The organism is Micromonospora sp. NPDC049359, assembly GCF_044466585.1.
In the GTDB taxonomy this organism is placed as follows: Bacteria; Actinomycetota; Actinomycetes; order Mycobacteriales; family Micromonosporaceae; genus Micromonospora.
In genome coordinates this window covers 307,263-324,709 of sequence record NZ_JBITMW010000008.1, presented here as the reverse complement: position 1 = coordinate 324,709, position 17,447 = coordinate 307,263, and the positions used below count along the sequence as shown (strand labels likewise).

Below are 17,447 nucleotides of genomic sequence, written 5' to 3'. Positions count from 1 at the left end.
CGGTCGCGGGTCAGTCGCCGTCCTCGCCGCCGCTCTGGCTGCCGCTGCCGTCGGTGGACGCCCCCGTTGGCTGCCCGGCCGTGCCGATGTCGGCCCGCCGTTGGAGGACGCCCTTGCTGAGGTGGGCCTCGATCATGTCGAACAGGACTTCCCGGATCTTGGTGTCGCCGGGCTTGACCGCGGTTCCGTCGGCACGGACCACCAGCGCGTACGCCAGGTAGTGGCCGCGGACCTGCCAGCCGACCCGGGCCGGGGCGCTGGTCAGCGCATCGGTGTCGTCGCCGGCGGTGAGCCCGAGGAACCGGCCCTGCCGTTCGTCGAGGATCTGCCGGATCCGGTCCCGGGCCCGCTCGGCGTTGGCCCTGTCGGTCAGGTTGAACAGGCCGGTGGTGACCAGGTGCTCGCCGCCGGGACTCCGCAGGGTGGCCCGGACGACCTGGTTGCAGCCGAGCCGGACCAGCAGGTCCGCGACCTCGTCCGTGGCGGCGACGGCGCAACTGCCGCTGGACTGGGTCTTGAGCACCTGGTAGGCGGGCTGGCCTTCGGCGAGCTTCAGATCCTTGCCGGGGAAGAGTTCCTTCGCGGTGAGCGGCGCCTGGTCGGTGTCCCGCGAGTCGAGATCCTGCGGCTGCTGGACGCTGGCGGACGGCGCGGCGTTCGGCTGGTACGTCGGGGTGGACTGTGGTGTCGCGTCGCGATCCAGCAGCAGTGCGGCGGCGCCCAGGCCGCAGAGCGCGAGCAGGACGAGGACGGCGGCGCCGCCGATCACCACCTGCCAGAGCCGCCCACCGCCACGCCGGGCGGACGGCTCCACCGGCTGGGCCGAGGTGTAGACCTGGCTGCGGGGAGCCGCCACCGACGGGGTGACGCGGGGGGCCGGCGGCGGCTGGTTCGACGGCAGCACCAACTGGTTGGGTCGGGGCAGCGACGGCGCGGGGAAACGCGACGGTGAGGGGCCGGCCGGTGGAGGGGGACCTGCGCCGACCACGTCCAGGTCGGAGCCGGGCTCGGGGTCCTCGAATGCGTCCTCTTCGGACTGGTACCGATACACCATGTCGCCCAGAGTAGGAGTGATTGTCCCTTTAGGGGGTAATATCAGGGAAATGTGGGTGTGGGCAGTGTCGTGAGCCGCCCGAGCCGATGCGAGAATTGCCGACGTGACCGGCGACCACTACTTCACCGCGCAGCCCGCCAGCGACGCACCGGCGCGCGAGGTCGAATTCTCCGTCGCCGACCGCGACTACCGACTCGCCTCGGCCGGCGGTGTCTTCTCCGCCAGCCGTCTCGATCCCGGCACCGCCGTACTCCTGCGCAAGGCCGACCTGCCCGCCGCCGACACCACGGGTGACCTGCTCGACCTCGGCTGCGGGTTCGGACCCATCGCGTGCGTCCTGGCCGACCTCGCGCCGACGAGCACCGTCTGGGCCGTCGACGTCAACTCCCGCGCCCGCGACCTCACCGCCGCCAACGCGGCGAGGATCGGCGCCGGTGACCGGGTCCGGGTGAGCGCGCCGGACGACGTACCGGCGGAGGTGACCTTCGCCCAGCTCTGGTCCAACCCGCCCATCCGCGTCGGCAAGGACGAGCTGCACGAGCTGCTGCGGCGCTGGCTGCCCCGGCTCGCCCCGGACGGCGTCGGCTGGTTGGTCGTCGCCCGGCACCTGGGTGGCGACTCGCTGCAGCGCTGGCTCGTCGAACAGGGCTGGCAGGTCGAGCGGCACGCCAGCCAGAAGGGCTTCCGGGTGCTGCGGGTCACCCGGTAATTGGATGTCCCTACCGGTCCCGGTTGGGGCAGGATCCCGGCGTGGGATACGTGGACGTGGCAGCGGTCGGGCACACCCTGCCCGACGGTCGGGAACTCTTCGCCGACGTGTCGTTCCGAGTCGGTGAGGGCGCCAAGGTCGCCCTGGTCGGGCCGAACGGCGCCGGCAAGACGACACTGCTGAGGATGGTCGCCGGTGACCTTCCGGTACGCGCGGGCAGCATCGCGCGGGCCGGCGGGCTGGGCGTGATGAGGCAGTTCATCGGCATGATCGGCGACGAGACGACGCTCGCCGACCTGGCCCTGTCGCTGGCCCCGCCGGCACTTCGCGACGCCGGCCGCCGGCTCGGCGAGACCGAGGCGGCCATGCGGGCGGCCGAGACCCACGGCAAGTTCAGCAACGCCGCGGGCAAGGCGCAGTTGGCGTACGCGGACGCGCTCGGCGCCTGGGGCGAGACCGGCGGGTACGACGCCGAGGTGCTCTTCGACACCGTCGCCACCATCGTGCTCGACCAGCCGTGGGACGCCGTACGGGACCGACCGGTACGGACGCTCTCGGGCGGGCAGCAGAAGCGGTTCGCCCTGGAGTTGCTGCTGCGCGGCCCGGACGAGGTGCTGCTACTCGACGAGCCGGACAACTTCCTCGACGTGCCCGGCAAGCGCTGGTTGGAGGGGCGGCTGCGGGAGTCGACGAAGTCGGTGCTCTACGTCTCGCACGACCGTGAGCTGTTGGCGCAGAGCGCCGACCGGGTGGTCGCCGTCGAGGGCGGCAGCGCCTGGGTGCACCCGGGTGGCTTCGCCAGTTGGCACGAGGCCCGGGTGGCCCGGCACGCCCGCCTCGACGAGCTGCGTCGACGCTGGGACGAGGAGCACCAGAAGCTGCGCGAGCTGATGCTGATGTACAAGCAGAAGGCCGCGTACAACGACGGGTTGGCCTCGCGGTACCAGGCCGCGCAGACCCGGCTGCGCAAGTTCGAGGAGGCCGGGCCTCCGCCCGTACCCCCCAAGGACCAGGACATCCGGATGCGGCTGACCGGCGGGCGGACCGGCAAGCGCGCGGTCGTCTGCGACCAGCTCGAGCTGGACGGCCTGACCTTCCCCTTCGACCTGGAGATCTGGTACGGCGACCGGTTGGCGGTCCTCGGCGCCAACGGCACCGGCAAGTCGCACTTCCTGCGTCTGCTGGCGCGCGGCGGCACCGATCCCGACCCGGCGAACGGGCCGGTCGACGGCGCGGGCGCGCTCGCGCCGGTGGTGCACGACGGCGTGGCCCGGCTCGGCGCGCGGGTCCGCCCCGGGCACTTCTCCCAGACGCACGACCGACCGGAGCTGATGGGAAGGACGCTTGTCGAGATCCTGTGGCGGGGCGACGAGCACCGCCAGGGGATGGACCGGCACGCGGCGATGGGGGTGCTCAGTCGGTACGAGCTGGCCGGGCAGGGTGATCAGCGCTTCGGCACCCTCTCCGGAGGGCAGCAGGCCCGCTTCCTGGTGCTCCTGCTGGAGCTGTCCGGGGCGACCCTGTTGCTGCTCGACGAACCCACCGACAACCTCGACCTGGCCAGCGCGGAAGCCCTGGAGGCCGGCCTGAACGCCTTCGAGGGAACGGTGATCGCGGTCACCCACGACCGCTGGTTCACCCGATCCTTCGACCGTTTCGTACTGTTCCGCGGCGACAACGAGGTGGTGGAAACCCCCGAGCCGGTCTGGGACGTCGGCTGACGCGAAAGGAAGGGCCCCTTATTAGACACCAGGCGTTAGTAAGGGGCCCTTCCTTCACGGGGCATAGGGTGGAACTCGTGACTGAGATGACCTATCGCCGGCTGGGCGACTCCGGGCTCGTGGTGTCCGTCGTCGGAATCGGCTGCAACAACTTCGGCCGCAAGCTGGACCTCGACGGCACGCGAGCGGTGGTGGACGCCGCCCTGGACGCCGGGATCAACCTGTTCGACACCGCCGACATCTACGGCGAGCCGCAGGGTGGCTCGGAGGAGCTGCTCGGGCAGGCGCTCAAGGGCCGCCGCGACGACGTGGTGGTGGCCACCAAGTTCGGTATGGACATGAACGGCCTGAACGGTCCGGACTTCGGGGCCCGTGGCGCGCGCCGGTACATCGCCCGCGCGGTCGAGGCGTCGCTGCGCCGGCTCGGCACCGACCATATCGACCTGTACCAGATGCACGAGCCCGACCCGGGTACGCCGATCGACGAGACCCTCGCCGCGCTGGACGACCTGGTCCGTGACGGCAAGGTGCGCTACCTGGGCAACTCCAACTTCGCCGGCTGGCAGATCGCCGACGCGGACTGGGTCGCGTCGTCCAACGGCCGGGCCCGCTTCATCAGCGCGCAGAACCACTACAGCCTGCTGGAGCGCTCGGTCCAGGCCGAGGTGATCCCGGCGTGTGAGCGGTTCGGCCTCGGCATGCTGCCGTTCTTCCCGCTCGCCAACGGTCTGCTCACCGGCAAGTACAAGCGCAGCGAGCAGCCTCCGGCCGGCAGTCGGCTCTCCGGCGGCGGCCGGTACGCCGACCGGCTCGCGGCGGCCGACTGGGACACCATCGAGGCCATCGAGGCGTACGCGAACGAGCGGGGTCTGACCATGCTCCAGGTGGCGATCGGTGGCCTGGCAGCCCAGCCTGCGGTGACCTCGGTGATCGCCGGCGCCACCAGCGCCGAGCAGGTGCACGCCAATGCCGCCGCCGGCACCTGGGAGCCCACCGACGAGGACCTGACGGCCCTGCGCGACATTCTCTGAGCGCGGGCGCCGCGTGCCGCGTCGTGATCCACTCGCGTTCCTTGAATGCGGGGTGACCTGCGGTCGGGGATGCCCCGACTTCAAGGAACACGAGTCGATCACCAGCCGGCCGGACGGAACCGGGCCGGGCCGCTCGTCGCGGCCCGGCCCGGTCGTCGGAGTGGCGCTGGAGCGCCGACAGGTCAGTCGTTCGGCGTGGCGGAGCGGCGGCGGCCGAACAGCATGGCCACCCCCATCGCGGCGGCGATGAGCACCAGCCCGGCCGCCGCGAACGGCCACCAGCCGGCAGCCGCCCCGCGTCCGTCGGCCCGGTCCGCGGTCACCGCGACCGGCGTGGGCACCGGCGGAGACTGTGCCGCCTTCGCCTGCACCGTCGCGGTGGCCTTGCTCTGCAGCGGAGCGGGGGAGTTCACCGTCACCTTCCACGTGCCGGTGGAGAGCACCGGGCCGCTGCTGTAGAAGCCCTGCCCCTCGGGCTGCGGTTCCAGCTGCACCGGGCCGACCTTCTGCCCGTCCGGGCCGGTGGCGGTGAGCACCAGTCGTACCACCCGGTCCAGCCGACGACCGTCGGCGTAGGTGGCCTGGATGGTGACGCCCTCGGCTCCGTCGCCGGCCACCGTCAGCTTGAGTTTGTCGGCCTGCGCGGCCGCCGGGGTCGCGGCGAGCAGGGTCAGAGCCAGTCCGGCGAACACGGCGGCCAGCACCTTGCGGATACGCGTCACGGACGTCTCCTCCCTAATGAGGGAGGCCCCTCCCCGACGCCGGAGCGTCGGGGAGGGGCCTCGATCGGATCAGAGCTGGCGACCGGGTGCCAGCCGGGTGGCGTCGCCACCGAGCCGTCCCGTGCCCTTGACCGGCTCGCCGTCATTGGCCTTGACGCCGGCCTTGCTGGCCGTACCGCCGAGCCGCACGATCATCGCGTCGGCGTCCCGGGTGAGGGTGTCCCGGATCTCGGCCTCGGCCACCAGGGTGGCGTCGGTGGCGAGGTCCCGGAACTGGGTCAGCTGCTTGATCGCCTTGCTGTCGTTGCCGGCCGCCTCGGCCTGGCGGGCCGCGTCGAGCTTGGCGGTCAACTGCTTGTGCGCCTTGGCCGACAACCGCCCCGTCGCCTTGAACCGGTCCAGCAGGAACTGCATGTCCCGGAACGAGGTGGTGACGAAGAACCGGACGTTCGAGGTCGTCTTGTTGCCGGCCTTGTCGGTCGCGGTGACGGTCAGCTCGTGCAGGCCGAGCGACAGCTCGTACATGGCCTGCAGGGTGCCGCTGGCGTACGTGTTGCCGTCGAGCTGGCCGACCACGGACGCGATGCCCGAGGTCGGGTCCACGGCCTGCCAGGACACGCGGACGTCCTGGCTGTCGCCGTAGAGCTGGCCGTCGGCGATGCCGGAGACCAGCAGCGTCGGCTTGGTGCCGTCGATCTTCAGGATCGCCGACTTGAGCGTCTCGACGTTGCCCGCCTTGTCGGTGGAGCGGTACAGCAGCTCGTGCTGCCCGTCACCGGTCACCTCGACCGGCTCCGTGTACGGCGTCCACGCGCCACCGTCCAGCGACCACTCGACCGTCTTGACCCCGGAACCGGCGTCGGTCGCGGCGAGCACCACCGGGATGGTCCCGTTGTGCCAGCCCGCGTCGTTCGCCGGAGCGAACGTCGCCGTGGTGACCGGAGCGGTGGCGTCGATCTTGACCGCGACGGTCTTCGTCGACTCCACGTTGCCGGCCTTGTCGGTCGAGCGGAACCGCAGCTCGTGCTCGCCGTCACCGCTGATCGCCACCGGCGCGGTGTACGCCGTCCACGCGGTGGCCCCGTCGAGCTGGTACTCCGTGCTGGCGAGCCCGCTGCCGCCGGCCTCGTCGGCGGCGGTCAGGGTGACCGTCACCGGGCCGGTGTACCAGCCGTCGGTGGGGGTGCCGGACACCGCCGCGGTGGTGACCGGCGCCTTGTCGTCGGCCACCTTCGTGCTCAACCGGAAGTAGTCGAACGCGGCCGTCTTCGACGCCGTCTGGTTGGCGCCGAGGGTGAACAGACCCACCTTCGGGGTGGCGCCCACCGCGCTGTTGGTCAGTGCCTCCAGCGTGGTCCAGGTCGTCCCGTCGGCCGAGTACGACGCGGTGAAGGTGTCGCCCACCCGGGCCAGGCGCAGGTACCACACCGCCGAGGTGAGGCTCGTCGCCTCCGGCTGCGGGCTCTGCACCGTCCCGGCGATCTCGCTGCGGAACTCGATCCGCCGCGTCACCGCCGAGCCGGCCGTGTTGTCGGCGATGAAGTCGAACTTCAGGTAGTTGTCGTCGTCGGCCTGCACGAGCAGACCGGCCTGCTGGTACTGCTCGTTCAGCAGACTGCCGTCGACCTTGGTCTCCAGGGTCCAGTCGCCCGAGGGCGCGGTCTGGAGGATGAAGTTCTTCGGACCGGTGTTGTCGGTGCCGTAGATGTCACCGTTCGGCACGTCGATCCGCAGCGCGCCGTCGGTCACCCGGTAGCCGTTCGGGTCCTCCCGAACGATGGCGTCCCACCGGCACTTGTCCAGCGTGCTGCCGGTGAACTCGTCCGACGGCTCGACCGGGCCGGCCGGAGCGTCCGGCGTGACCACGAACGAGTCGAACGCGGCGTCCACCACCGGAGCCTCGGTGCCGCCGTTGAGGGCGAACACCCCGATCCGCGGGTTGGTGATGCCAGCCAGCGCGGCCGAGCGGCCGACCGTGGTGAACGTCTGCCCGTCGCCCGAGGTCGCCGCGGTCAGGTTCGTCCCGTCGCTGGTGATCCGCAGGTACACGGTGTCACCGGCCGGCGCGTTGGTGGCGTCGGCAGCGTCGTTGCGCGGCGTGGCCGCCGTCTCCCGGATGAACTCCACCCGACGGCTGCCGTTGTAGAGCAGGTCCACCTTGGCGTAGTTGTCGTCGTCGCCGTACACCAGCAGGCCGGCCTGCTGGTAGTTGGCCGTCACCGGGAGGGTGACCTTGGTGGTCATCTCCCAGGCGCCGGTCGGCGCCGGCTGGAGCACCAGGTTGGTGGCGTCGTTGCGGGCGCCGTAGAGGTCACCCACGGCGGTGGGTAGCTTCAGCGCGCCGCCGCTGAGGGAGTAGAGCTGGTTCTCCCGGACCACGGTGGTCCACCGGCTCTTGTCCAGCGTGTTGCCGTTGAAGTCGTCCGAACGCGCCCCGAGGCAGGACGTGTCCGGAGCGTTGACCCGCACCGGCACCGTGGCGTACGACTTGGCACCCTTGCTGTCGGTCACCGTGAGGGTGGCCGTGAAGGCGCCGACGCTGGTGTACGTGTGGCTGGCGTCCAGGGTGGACGCCGTACCGCCGTCACCGAAGTCCCAGGCGTACGTCAGCGGGGTGTCACCCTCGGCGTCGGTGGCCGTGCCGTCGAAGGCGACGGTGACCGGCGCGGTGCCCGTGGTCGGGGTCGCGGTGGCGGTGACCACCGGCGGCCCGTTCTCGGTGACGCCGCGACCGACGAAGTCCATCCAGTTGACGTTGAACAGCGAACCCGTTCCGCCGTTCGGGTCACGGGCCACGAAGTACAGCCCGCCGCTCGCGGCACCGGTCACCGGCGCGCTCACGTCCGTGTACGTCTGCCACCCGCCGGTCGCCGGAACGGTGGCCGTGGCCACGACCGGTCCGTCGACCGCACCGGCGTGGACCTCGATCCGACCGCCAGCGGCGGCCGAGGCGGCCCGGAACCGGATCTCGGTGATGTTGGTGAGGTTCGCCGGAACGACCGACCACCAGTCGCCGTCCTCGATGAACGCGATGCTCTGACCGCCACCGGCGGTGTCGGTCGCGGCCTCGCGCTGCACGCCGGCGTCGCCGCCGCCCGTGCTCACCGGGGTACGCCCGGTGGCGGTGAAGTACTCGGCCTGCTTCTGCTTGGGCTGCAGGATCTCGATCTGCCGGCCGGTGAGCGCGCCGGAACCGCCCGCGCCACCCTTGTCGGTGTAGGTGGCCTCGAAGACCGCGAACACGTTCGCCTCGGCGCCGTGCCCGGAGGCGAGCGACGTCTGGACCGTGCCGGTGCAGCCGGTGTGCTGCTCCAGCGGGTGGGCGTGCTCGTCGTGACCGAGCAGCACCTGGAGGTTCACCTTGGTGCAGTCGATCTGCCCGTCCTCGGGGTCGGTCACCTTGACCGTGTAGCGGACCTGGTCACCCCAGTTGAAGAAGCCACCGTCCGGCGGGAACTCGATGGTTACCGTCGGCGCGGTGTTGCCCACGGTGACCGGTACGTTGGCCACCGCCGTGCGGCCCTTCGGGTTGGTCACGGTGAGCTGCGCCGTGTAGTTGCCCGCCGTGGCGTAGGTGTGCGTCGGGTTGGCCTCGGTGGAGGTCTGCCCGTCACCGAACGCCCAGGCGTAGGTGAGCGTTCCACCGTCCGGGTCCCGGGAGCCGGCGCTGGAGAACTCCACCGTCAACGGGGCCGGACCCGAGGTCGGGTTGGCGGCCGCCGCCGCGATCGGCGCACGGTCACCGGCGGTGTAGTCGATCCGGTAGACCCCGGAGTTGTCGTTGTTGCCGCCGAAGCCGCTGCCCCACTCGATCAGGTACAGCGCGCCGTCCGGACCGAACTCGAAGTCCATCGGCCGGATCATCGACATGCCGGGCAGCAACTGGTTGATGTCCACCAACGACTTGCCGTCGGCGGTCATCTGCATCGTGTACATCTTGTTCTGGTTCCACTCGCCCAGCAGCGCCTTGCCGTCGAAGTAGGCCGGCCACTTGCGGGTCGAGTTGAGGTTGGCGTCGTACCGGTAGGCCGGGCCGCCCATCGGGGCGCCACCGCCACCGATCTCCGGGTACCGCGCGTCACCGGCGTAGCCGTAGTCGACGGTGGCCGGGACGACCGGCGGGAGGTTGGTCAGGCCCGTGTTGTTGGGCGAGTTGTTGACCGGCGCGGCGCAGTCGAACTTCGGACCGCTCGGGCCGGACGGGAACGTGTAGTCGTTGTAGGCCTCGTTCGTGCCCGTGCAGTACGGCCAGCCGTAGTTGCCGGGGGTCACGACGTTCCACTCGACCAGACCCCGCGGGCCCCGGTCCGGGTTGTTCGAGTTGGCGTCCGGCCCGTAGTCACCGACGTACAGCGTGTCGGTCTTCGGGTCGGTGCCGATCCGGAACGGGTTGCGGAAGCCCATCGCGTAGATCTCGGGACGGGTCTTCTCGGTGCCGGCCGGGAAGAGGTTGCCGGACGGAACGGTGTACGTCCCGTTGTCCTCCGGGTGGATCCGGAGCACCTTGCCGCGCAGGTCGTTCGTGTTGGCCGACGTGCGCTGCGAGTCGTAGTCCTGGCGACCCGGACGCTCGTCGAGCGGCGCGTACGCGTTCGACTCGAACGGGTTGGTGTTGTCACCGGTGGCCAGGTACAGGTTGCCGGCGCTGTCGAAGGTCATGCTGCCGCCCGCGTGGCAGCAGGTGTTGCGCTGGGTGTCGACCCGCAGCACCTGTTTCTCGCTCGCCAGGTCGATGGTGTCGCCGGTCACGGTGAACCGGGACAGCAGGTTGCGCGTGACGTTGTCGTTCGGGGCGTAGTAGAGATACACCCACTTGTTGGTGGCGAAGTCCGGGTCGAGCCGGATGCCGATCAGGCCGTCCTCGTTGCCGGTGAAGACGTCCAGGTCGACGGCGGTGACGGTGTTGCCGGTGTCCGGCTTGATGATCTGCACCCGACCGTCGCGCTCGATGTAGAAGACCCGCCCGTCGGGGGCGATGTCCAGCTCCATCGGGTTGCTGGTGTTGCTGTCCAGCGTGACCTTCTCGAAGTTGGAGGTCTTCGACGCGCCGCAGTCGGCGTCGACCACGCCGGCCGCCGTCTGGATGCCGCCGAGCAGGTGCTTGAGGAACTCGGGCTCGGCGTACGACTCACGGGTGTGCCCGCCGCCGGTGTACCAGGAGCGGCCACCGTCGAAGTCCTGGCACCACGCCGTCGGGTGGTCGGCGCCCATCGCGCCGGCGCCCGGGGTGTAGCTCTTCTCGTCCAGGCTGGCCAGGACGTGCACGTCCGACCGGGGGTTGGTCTGGAAGTTGTACCACTCGTCGAACCGGGACCAGCGTTCCGGCAGTCCGGCGGTGGACGGGTGGGCCGGGTCCTCCACCTTGACGGTGGCCTGCTGGTTCTGCGGGTGGTTGGCGAAGTACGCGCCGACCAGGTCGCCGTACCAGGCCCAGCTGTACTCGGTGTCCGAGGCGGCGTGGACGCCGACGTAACCGCCGCCGGCCTTCACGTACCGCTCGAAGGCCGCCTGCTGGTCGGCGTTGAGAACGTCACCGGTGGTGGAGAGCCAGATCACGGCCTTGTACTTGGCGAGGTTGGCGTCGCTGAACGCGGCACCGTCCTCGGTGGTGTCCACCGTGAAGCCGTTGGTGGCGCCGAGCTGCTGGATGGCGGCGATGCCGGTGGGGATGGCGTCGTGCCGGAAGCCGGCGGTCTTCGAGAAGATCAGGACGGAGTAGGGGTCGGCCGCAGCGGCCTTCGGCGCGTTCGGCGCCGCCTGGGAGAGCGGAGCCGCGACAGGCACGTCTCGCGCGGGGATCTGTGCTCCGGTCGGAGCCGCCTGCGCCGGGGACCCGATGAGGGCCGTCGACGTCAGGGCGAGGGACAACAGGGTAGCGGTGAGTGGTAAACGGGCACGACGAGAACGGGACACGCCGCCTCCAATGTCGCGGTGGACAGGGATCGCGGGGCCGGCTCGCCGAAGACCGTCCCAGATGGAGCCGGTGGGGACGCCGTGCCAGGGCGTCCACGCCGGCATTTTGTCGAATCGCTGAACAAATTAGTTCTGCTGCATCGATGTCCGGCAAGATGCCGGCGGGTAACGGTTCTGCAACGGCGGGCGACATTCCGAACAGGACAGGAGAAAGCACCCCGATCGATACGCCGCCTCGGGTCGATGACCCACCCTTGGCAGCGGAGGCCGAACTGTCGTACGGTGACACGCAAGTAACCCACGGGAGCCCGGTGTACCGGGCTGAGAGGGGGGCTGACAGCCCCCGACCGTCGAACCTGATCCGGGTAATGCCGGCGCAGGGAGGAGCGTTGCCGTGCCGTCCCTTGGACGACTGCATCTGATCACCGACACCCGACCCGGGCGCGATCCCCTCACCGTGGTCCGGGCCGCCCTCGCGGCGGCCCACGCCGACCTCGTCGTGCAGGTCCGGGTCCAGGACTCCGCCACCGACCGCGAGGCGTACGACCTGGCCGCCCGGGTGCTCGCGCTGTGCGCGCCGTACGGGGCGACGTGCCTGATCAACGACCGACTGCACGTGGCGCTGGCGGTCGACGCCGCCGGTGGACACGTCGGCGCCGACGACCTGCCGGTCGCCGCGGCCCGGCACGTGCTCGGCCCCACCGGCGTGCTGGGCGTCACCGCCCGCGAGCCGCGCGGCGCGGTCGAGGCGGTCGTCGCCGGGGCCACCTACCTCGGCGTCGGCCCGTGCCACGCCACCAGCACCAAGTCCGGCCTGCCCGACCCCATCGGGGCAGTCGGGGTACGCGACGTCGTCGACGCCGTCGACGTGCCGGTCATCGCGATCGGGGGAGTGACCGCCGACCGGGTGCCGGCGCTGCGCGCCGCCGGGGCGTACGGGGTGGCCGTGGTCGGGGCGGTCTCCTCGGCCGCCGATCCGGGACGGGCTACCACCGACCTGCTGCGGGCGCTGGCGTGACCCGCGCCGACGTGGCGGTGGTGGGCGCGGGCCCGATCGGGCTGGCGATCGCGTGGCGCTGTGCCACCCGTGGCCTGCGCGTCGAGGTGCACGACCCGACGCCCGGGTCGGGGGCGTCGGCCGTCGCCGCCGGGATGCTCTCCCCGGTCGCCGAGGCGTACTTCGGGGAACGGCGACTGACCGAGCTGCTGGTGGCCTCCGCCGCGCGTTGGCCCGCGTTCGCCGCCGAACTGACCGACGCCAGCGACGCCACGATCGGCTACCGGACCGAGGGCACCCTGATGGTCGGGCTGACCGGCGACGACCTGGCCGAGGCCCGCCGGCTGTGGGCGTACCAACAGGGTCTGGATCTGCCGGTGACGGCGCTGCGCCCCACTGAGCTGCGCGACCGCGAGCCGGCGCTCGCGCCCCGGGTTCGCGGCGGCGCGTTCGCGCCCACCGACCACCAGGTCGATCCCCGGCGGCTGGTGCCGGCGCTGCGCACGGCCGCGCGGCGGGCCGGCGCGGCGTTCGTGCCGCGGCCGGTCCGGCGATTGTCCGAGGTGGAGGCCGGAGTCACGGTGGTCGCGGCCGGTTGCGGCGCCGCCGCCCTCACCGGCCTGCCGGTTCGGCCGGTGAAGGGCCAGATCCTCCGGCTGCGCGCGCCCGGCGGCGTCGCGCCGGGCTTCCGGCACGTGATCCGGGGGTACGCCGACGGCGAGCACGTCTACCTGGTGCCCCGCACCGACGGCGAGGTGGTGCTCGGCGCGACGGTCGAGGAGCGGTCGGACACCACCGTCACCGCCGGCGCGGTGCAGCGGCTGCTGCGCGCCGGGGTCGACCTGCTGCCCGAACTGACCGAGTACGACCTGGTGGAGGCCGTCGCCGGGCTGCGGCCCGGTACCCCGGACAACGCGCCGATCCTCGGGCCGCTGCCCGGCCGGCCGGACGTGCTGGCCGCCACCGGGCACCACCGGCACGGCATCGTCCTGACCCCGGTCACCGCCGAGGCGATCACCGAACTGGTGCTCACCGGAACGCCCGACCCGCTGCTCACCGGCTTCGGCGCCGACCGGTTCGCCGGCCCGAGAAGCAGTTTCGAGGAGGAGTGATGGAGCTGACGGTGAACGGAGCCGGGCGCAGCGTCCCCGGCGGTGTGTCGGTGGCCGACCTGGTCCAAGACGTCGCGCCGCACCAGCGTGGCGTCGCGGTCGCGGTCAACGGCGAGGTGGTGCCCCGGGCCGGCTGGCCGGCCACGGAGCTGCGCGACGGCGACCAGGTCGAGGTGCTCACCGCCGCGCAGGGCGGGTGAGCGGCGTGCCGTTCGAACTGGGTGGGGAGAGGTTCGGCTCGCGGTTGATCCTCGGCACCGGCGGGGCCGCGAACCTGCACGTGCTGGAGCAGGCGATCCGGGCGTCCGGCACGGAACTCGTCACGCTGGCACTGCGCCGGGTGGACACCGCCCCGGGCACCGGAGGCGGGCTGCTGGACCTGCTGGACCGGTGCGGCGTACGGCTGCTGCCGAACACGGCCGGCTGCCACACCGCGGCCGAGGCGGTGAAGGTGGCCCGGCTGGCGCGCGACGCGTTCGATACCGACTGGGTGAAGCTGGAGGTGATCGGCGACGAGCGGACGCTGCTGCCCGACGGGGTGGAGCTGCTCCGCGCCGCCGAGGAACTCGTCGCCGACGGTTTCACGGTGCTGCCGTACACCAGCGACGACCCGGTGCTCGCCCGCCGCCTCGCCGACGTGGGCTGCGCCGCGGTGATGCCCGCCGGGGCGCCGATCGGCTCGGGACTCGGCATCGGCAACCCGCACCACATCCGGCTGATCCGGCAGAGCGTGGACGTGCCGGTGATCCTCGACGCCGGCATCGGCACCGCCTCCGACGCGGCGCTCGCCATGGAGCTGGGCTGCGACGCCGTCCTGCTGGCCAGCGCGGTCACCCGGGCCGCCGACCCGGTGGCGATGGCGACGGCGATGCGGTACGCCGTCGAGGCCGGCCGCCTGGCGGCGGGCGCGGGCCGGATCGCCCGGCGCTTCCACGCCCTCGCGTCCACCCCCGACGAGGGAAGACCGAACCTGTGACGGGGTCGCCGCCGGCCGGGGTGGTCCTGTTGACCGATCGGCTGGTCGCCAGGAGCGGTCTCGAACGGGTCGTGGCGGGGGCGGTCGCCGGGGGAGTGCGCTGGGTCGTGCTGCGGGAGAAGGACCTGCCCCGCGCCGAGCGCGCCGCCCTCGCCGTCGAGCTACGCGCGATCCTCGCCGACGCCGGCGGGACCCTCATCGTGGCCGGCCCCGACCCGCTGGGCGGCGACGTCGTCCACCTGCCGGCCGCCGGCCCGTACCCGCCGCCACGCCACGGTCTGGTCGGCCGCTCCTGCCACAACGAGACCGAACTGAACCGCCTCACCACCGAGCACTACGCCACCCTCTCCCCGATCTGGCCCACCACCACCAAACCCGGCTACGGCCCACCCCTACAAGCAACGGGCCTGCGAAAGCTGATCGAGATCAGCCCGGTGCCCCTGTTGGCGCTGGGTGGCATCGAAACCCCGGAACAGGTAACCGCCTGCGTGCAGGCAGGAGCCGCCGGAGTGGCAGTACTCGGCGCACTCATGCGCGCAAGAAACCCCGAAGAGGCAGCGGCAAACCTGACCAGCGCCTTCGAAGAGGCGGTCACCCAGAAGGTCCTAAAAGGCCGGCACGGGCGCACGGAGGTCCCCCGGTCAGGGCTGCGGCCGACCGTGCCCACGCAGGGATCAAGCCTGACCGCCCGGAGTGGGCACGGTCGGCCGCCGCCCCAAACCGCGACCACGAAGGAAAGCCAGTGACCCCGAAAACCACGCTAACCATCGCCGGCTCCGACTCCGGCGGTGGCGCGGGCATCCAGGCGGACCTCAAGGTCTTCGCGGCGCTCGGCGCGTACGGCACGAGTGTCCTCACGGCGGTGACCGCGCAGAACACCCGGGGTGTCGACGCCGTCCTGCCGTTGCCACCGCGCACGGTCGCGGAGCAGTTGGACAGCGTGCTCGCCGACTTCACCGTGGGCGCGGTCAAGACGGGGATGCTCGGCACCCCGGCCGTCGCCGACGTGGTGGCTCAGGCGGCCCGGGACGGTCGGTTGCCCCAGCTCGTCGTCGATCCGGTGCTGGTCGCGACGAGCGGTCACCGGCTGGGCGTGGTGGGCGCGGTGGAGCGGCTGCTTCCGTACGCCCGGGTGGCGACGCCGAACTGCGCGGAGGCCGCGGCCATCACCGGACGCGGCGTGGACGACGTGGCGGGGATGGTCGTGGCCGCCGAGGCGCTTGCGGCCGGCGGCCCGGAGTACGTGGTGGTCACCGGCGGCGACGTCGCTGGGGACGAGGCGGTCGACGTGCTGTGCGGCGCTGGCGTCACCACTCTGCTGCGCGGTCCCCGGGTGGACACCCGACACACCCACGGCACCGGCTGTTCGTTCTCGGCGGCCGTCGCCGTGCGGCTGGCGCTGGGGGATCCGGTGCCGGCGGCGGTGCAGGTCGCCAAGGAGTACGTGTTCCGCGCGCTGACCGGCGGGCGGGGCTGGGAGCTGGGCACGGGGCGCGGGCCGCTGGATCACTTCGGCTGGTCCGCCTGATCACCAGGGAGGTTGTCATGCAGGCACGAGGCAAGGTGTACGTCGAGGGGTCGCGGCCGGATGTGCGGGTGCCGTTCGCGGAGGTGACGCTGACCGGTGACCATCCGCCGGTACGGCTCTACGACACGTCCGGCCCGGGGTCGGACCCGGCGGTGGGGTTGCCGGCGCTGCGTGGTCCGTGGATCGCCGAGCGCGGTGACGTGGCCCCCGTGCGGGGCGCGGGCACGCCGCTGGCCGGCGCGGAGGGTCGCCGGCCCACGCAGTTCGCGTACGCGCGGGCGGGTGTGGTGACGCCGGAGATGGAGTTCGTGGCGATCCGGGAGAACGTCGACCCGGAGCTGGTCCGGACCGAGATCGCCGCCGGTCGGGCGGTGCTGCCGCTGAACGTGAACCACCCGGAGTGCGAGCCGGCGATCATCGGTAAGGCGTTCCTGGTCAAGGTGAACGCCAACATCGGCACATCGGCGGTCAGCTCGTCGGTGGCCGAGGAGGTGGAGAAGCTGACCTGGGCGACCCGGTGGGGCGCGGACACCGTGATGGACCTGTCCACGGGCAAGCGGATCCACGAGACCCGTGAGGCGATCGTGCGCAACTCCCCGGTGCCGATCGGGACGGTGCCGATCTATCAGGCGTTGGAGAAGGTCGGCGGCGACCCGGTGAAGTTGAGCTGGGAGGTGTTCGCCGAGACCGTCATCGAGCAGGCCGAGCAGGGCGTGGACTACATGACGGTGCACGCCGGGGTGCTGCTGCCGTACGTGCCGCTGGCCGTGGACCGGGTGACCGGGATCGTCTCCCGGGGCGGCTCGATCATGGCGGCCTGGTGCCTGGCGCACCACGAGGAGAACTTCCTGTACACCAACTTCGCGGAGCTGTGCGCGATCCTCGCGCGCTACGACGTGACGTTCTCGCTCGGCGACGGGCTGCGGCCCGGTTCGATCGCGGACGCCAACGACGAGGCGCAGTTCGCCGAGCTACGCACCCTCGGTGAGCTGACGAAGGTCGCCTGGGAGCACGACGTGCAGGTGATGATCGAGGGCCCGGGTCACGTGCCGATGCACAAGATCAAGGAGAACGTGGACCTCCAGCAGGAGTGGTGCCACGAGGCGCCCTTCTACACGCTCGGTCCACTGACCACCGACATCGCGCCCGCGTACGACCACATCACCTCGGCGATCGGCGCGGCGATGATCGGCATGTTCGGGACCGCCATGCTCTGCTACGTCACCCCGAAGGAGCACCTCGGCCTGCCGGACCGGGACGACGTGAAGGCCGGCGTGATCGCGTACAAGATCGCCGCCCATGCGGCCGACCTGGCCAAGGGGCACCCCGGCGCGCAGGCGTGGGACGACGCGCTGTCGAAGGCACGGTTCGAGTTCCGCTGGGAGGACCAGTTCAACCTCTCGCTGGACCCGGAGACCGCTCGGTCGTACCACGACGCGACGCTGCCGGCCGAGCCCGCGAAGACCGCCCACTTCTGCTCGATGTGCGGCCCGAAGTTCTGCTCCATGAAGATCACCCAGGAGCTGAAGGAGTACGCCGCCCGCGGCATGAAGGACAAGTCGGAGGAGTTCGTCTCCGGCGGCGGGAAGGTCTACCTGCCCCTGGCCTGACGGTTTGGCGCGGTCGACCCCGAGTTCCGGGAAGTCGGGGCGTCCTGGCCGGCAGGAAGGCCCGAATTCACGGA

Annotated in this window: 13 protein-coding genes and 1 riboswitch; of the genes, 10 read left to right on the top strand and 3 right to left on the bottom strand. The window is 71.7% G+C overall.

The genetic code is table 11. The features are described from left to right. Positions 1-10: 10 nt before the first annotated feature. Positions 11-1,054 (bottom strand): hypothetical protein, encoded by a 1,044-nt coding sequence (locus tag ACIBTX_RS20475; protein WP_357174368.1) that lies wholly within the window; start codon positions 1,052-1,054, stop codon positions 11-13. Between the two features lie 103 nt (positions 1,055-1,157). Between ACIBTX_RS20475 and ACIBTX_RS20470 the strand changes: the two genes are divergently transcribed. The 3 genes from ACIBTX_RS20470 to ACIBTX_RS20460 all read left to right on the top strand — a co-directional run bounded on the left by ACIBTX_RS20470 (position 1,158) and on the right by ACIBTX_RS20460 (position 4,515). After that, positions 1,158-1,763: a methyltransferase gene (locus tag ACIBTX_RS20470; RefSeq protein ID WP_357126487.1), complete on the top strand. Its 606-nt coding sequence runs from the start codon at positions 1,158-1,160 to the stop codon at positions 1,761-1,763. Between the two features lie 41 nt (positions 1,764-1,804). Further along, positions 1,805-3,484, top strand: a complete 1,680-nt coding sequence (locus tag ACIBTX_RS20465; protein ID WP_357126484.1) for an ATP-binding cassette domain-containing protein — start codon at positions 1,805-1,807, stop codon at positions 3,482-3,484. 86 nt (positions 3,485-3,570) lie between these two features. Continuing rightward, positions 3,571-4,515: an aldo/keto reductase gene (locus tag ACIBTX_RS20460; protein ID WP_357126601.1), complete on the top strand. Its 945-nt coding sequence runs from the start codon at positions 3,571-3,573 to the stop codon at positions 4,513-4,515. 182 nt (positions 4,516-4,697) lie between these two features. Here the strand turns inward: ACIBTX_RS20460 and ACIBTX_RS20455 are convergent, their stop codons facing one another. After that, complete coding sequence (locus tag ACIBTX_RS20455) at positions 4,698-5,237, bottom strand: hypothetical protein (protein ID WP_357126481.1); 540 nt, start codon at positions 5,235-5,237, stop codon at positions 4,698-4,700. Between the two features lie 69 nt (positions 5,238-5,306). Then, entirely contained in the window at positions 5,307-11,150 is a 5,844-nt protein-coding gene (locus tag ACIBTX_RS20450) for a ThuA domain-containing protein (protein WP_396832841.1), read from the bottom strand. Between the two features lie 290 nt (positions 11,151-11,440). Next, positions 11,441-11,550: riboswitch (TPP riboswitch) on the top strand. Here ACIBTX_RS20450 and thiE point away from each other — a divergent pair. From thiE to thiC, 7 genes are all read left to right on the top strand, one after another. After that, positions 11,545-12,168 (top strand): thiamine phosphate synthase, encoded by a 624-nt coding sequence (thiE, locus tag ACIBTX_RS20445; RefSeq protein ID WP_357126475.1) that lies wholly within the window; start codon positions 11,545-11,547, stop codon positions 12,166-12,168. (Overlaps the previous riboswitch by 6 nt.) Continuing rightward, a complete protein-coding gene (thiO, locus tag ACIBTX_RS20440) occupies positions 12,165-13,259 on the top strand; it encodes a glycine oxidase ThiO (protein ID WP_357126472.1) in 1,095 nt (364 codons plus the stop codon). Before thiE ends, thiO begins: the two co-directional genes overlap by 4 nt. Next, on the top strand, positions 13,259-13,459 hold the full coding sequence (gene thiS, locus ACIBTX_RS20435; protein WP_357126469.1) for a sulfur carrier protein ThiS: 201 nt from the start codon (positions 13,259-13,261) through the stop codon (positions 13,457-13,459). Before thiO ends, thiS begins: the two co-directional genes overlap by 1 nt. Next, the gene (locus ACIBTX_RS20430; protein WP_357126466.1) at positions 13,456-14,235 is read left to right on the top strand and encodes a thiazole synthase; all 780 of its coding nucleotides are present in this window, start codon (positions 13,456-13,458) and stop codon (positions 14,233-14,235) included. The genes thiS and ACIBTX_RS20430 overlap by 4 nt, the downstream gene beginning before the upstream one ends. Next, positions 14,232-14,981 carry a thiamine phosphate synthase gene (locus ACIBTX_RS20425; protein WP_357126463.1) on the top strand — a complete coding sequence of 250 codons (750 nt, stop codon included), beginning with the start codon at positions 14,232-14,234 and terminating at the stop codon, positions 14,979-14,981. Before ACIBTX_RS20430 ends, ACIBTX_RS20425 begins: the two co-directional genes overlap by 4 nt. Further along, positions 14,978-15,763, top strand: coding sequence for a bifunctional hydroxymethylpyrimidine kinase/phosphomethylpyrimidine kinase (gene thiD / locus ACIBTX_RS20420; RefSeq protein WP_357126460.1), 786 nt, complete (start codon positions 14,978-14,980; stop codon positions 15,761-15,763). The genes ACIBTX_RS20425 and thiD overlap by 4 nt, the downstream gene beginning before the upstream one ends. Before the next feature lie 17 nt (positions 15,764-15,780). Continuing rightward, on the top strand, positions 15,781-17,373 hold the full coding sequence (gene thiC, locus ACIBTX_RS20415; protein ID WP_357126457.1) for a phosphomethylpyrimidine synthase ThiC: 1,593 nt from the start codon (positions 15,781-15,783) through the stop codon (positions 17,371-17,373). The last annotated feature ends 74 nt before the right edge of the window (positions 17,374-17,447 follow it).

Coding starts and splice junctions, on each gene's coding strand:
- thiS (WP_357126469.1), top strand. CDS start 13,259: ATGGAGCTGACGGTGAACGGAGCCGGGCGCAGCGTCCCCGGCGGTGTG.
- ACIBTX_RS20460 (WP_357126601.1), top strand. CDS start 3,571: ATGACCTATCGCCGGCTGGGCGACTCCGGGCTCGTGGTGTCCGTCGTC.
- thiC (WP_357126457.1), top strand. CDS start 15,781: ATGCAGGCACGAGGCAAGGTGTACGTCGAGGGGTCGCGGCCGGATGTG.
- ACIBTX_RS20475 (WP_357174368.1), bottom strand. CDS start 1,054: ATGGTGTATCGGTACCAGTCCGAAGAGGACGCATTCGAGGACCCCGAG.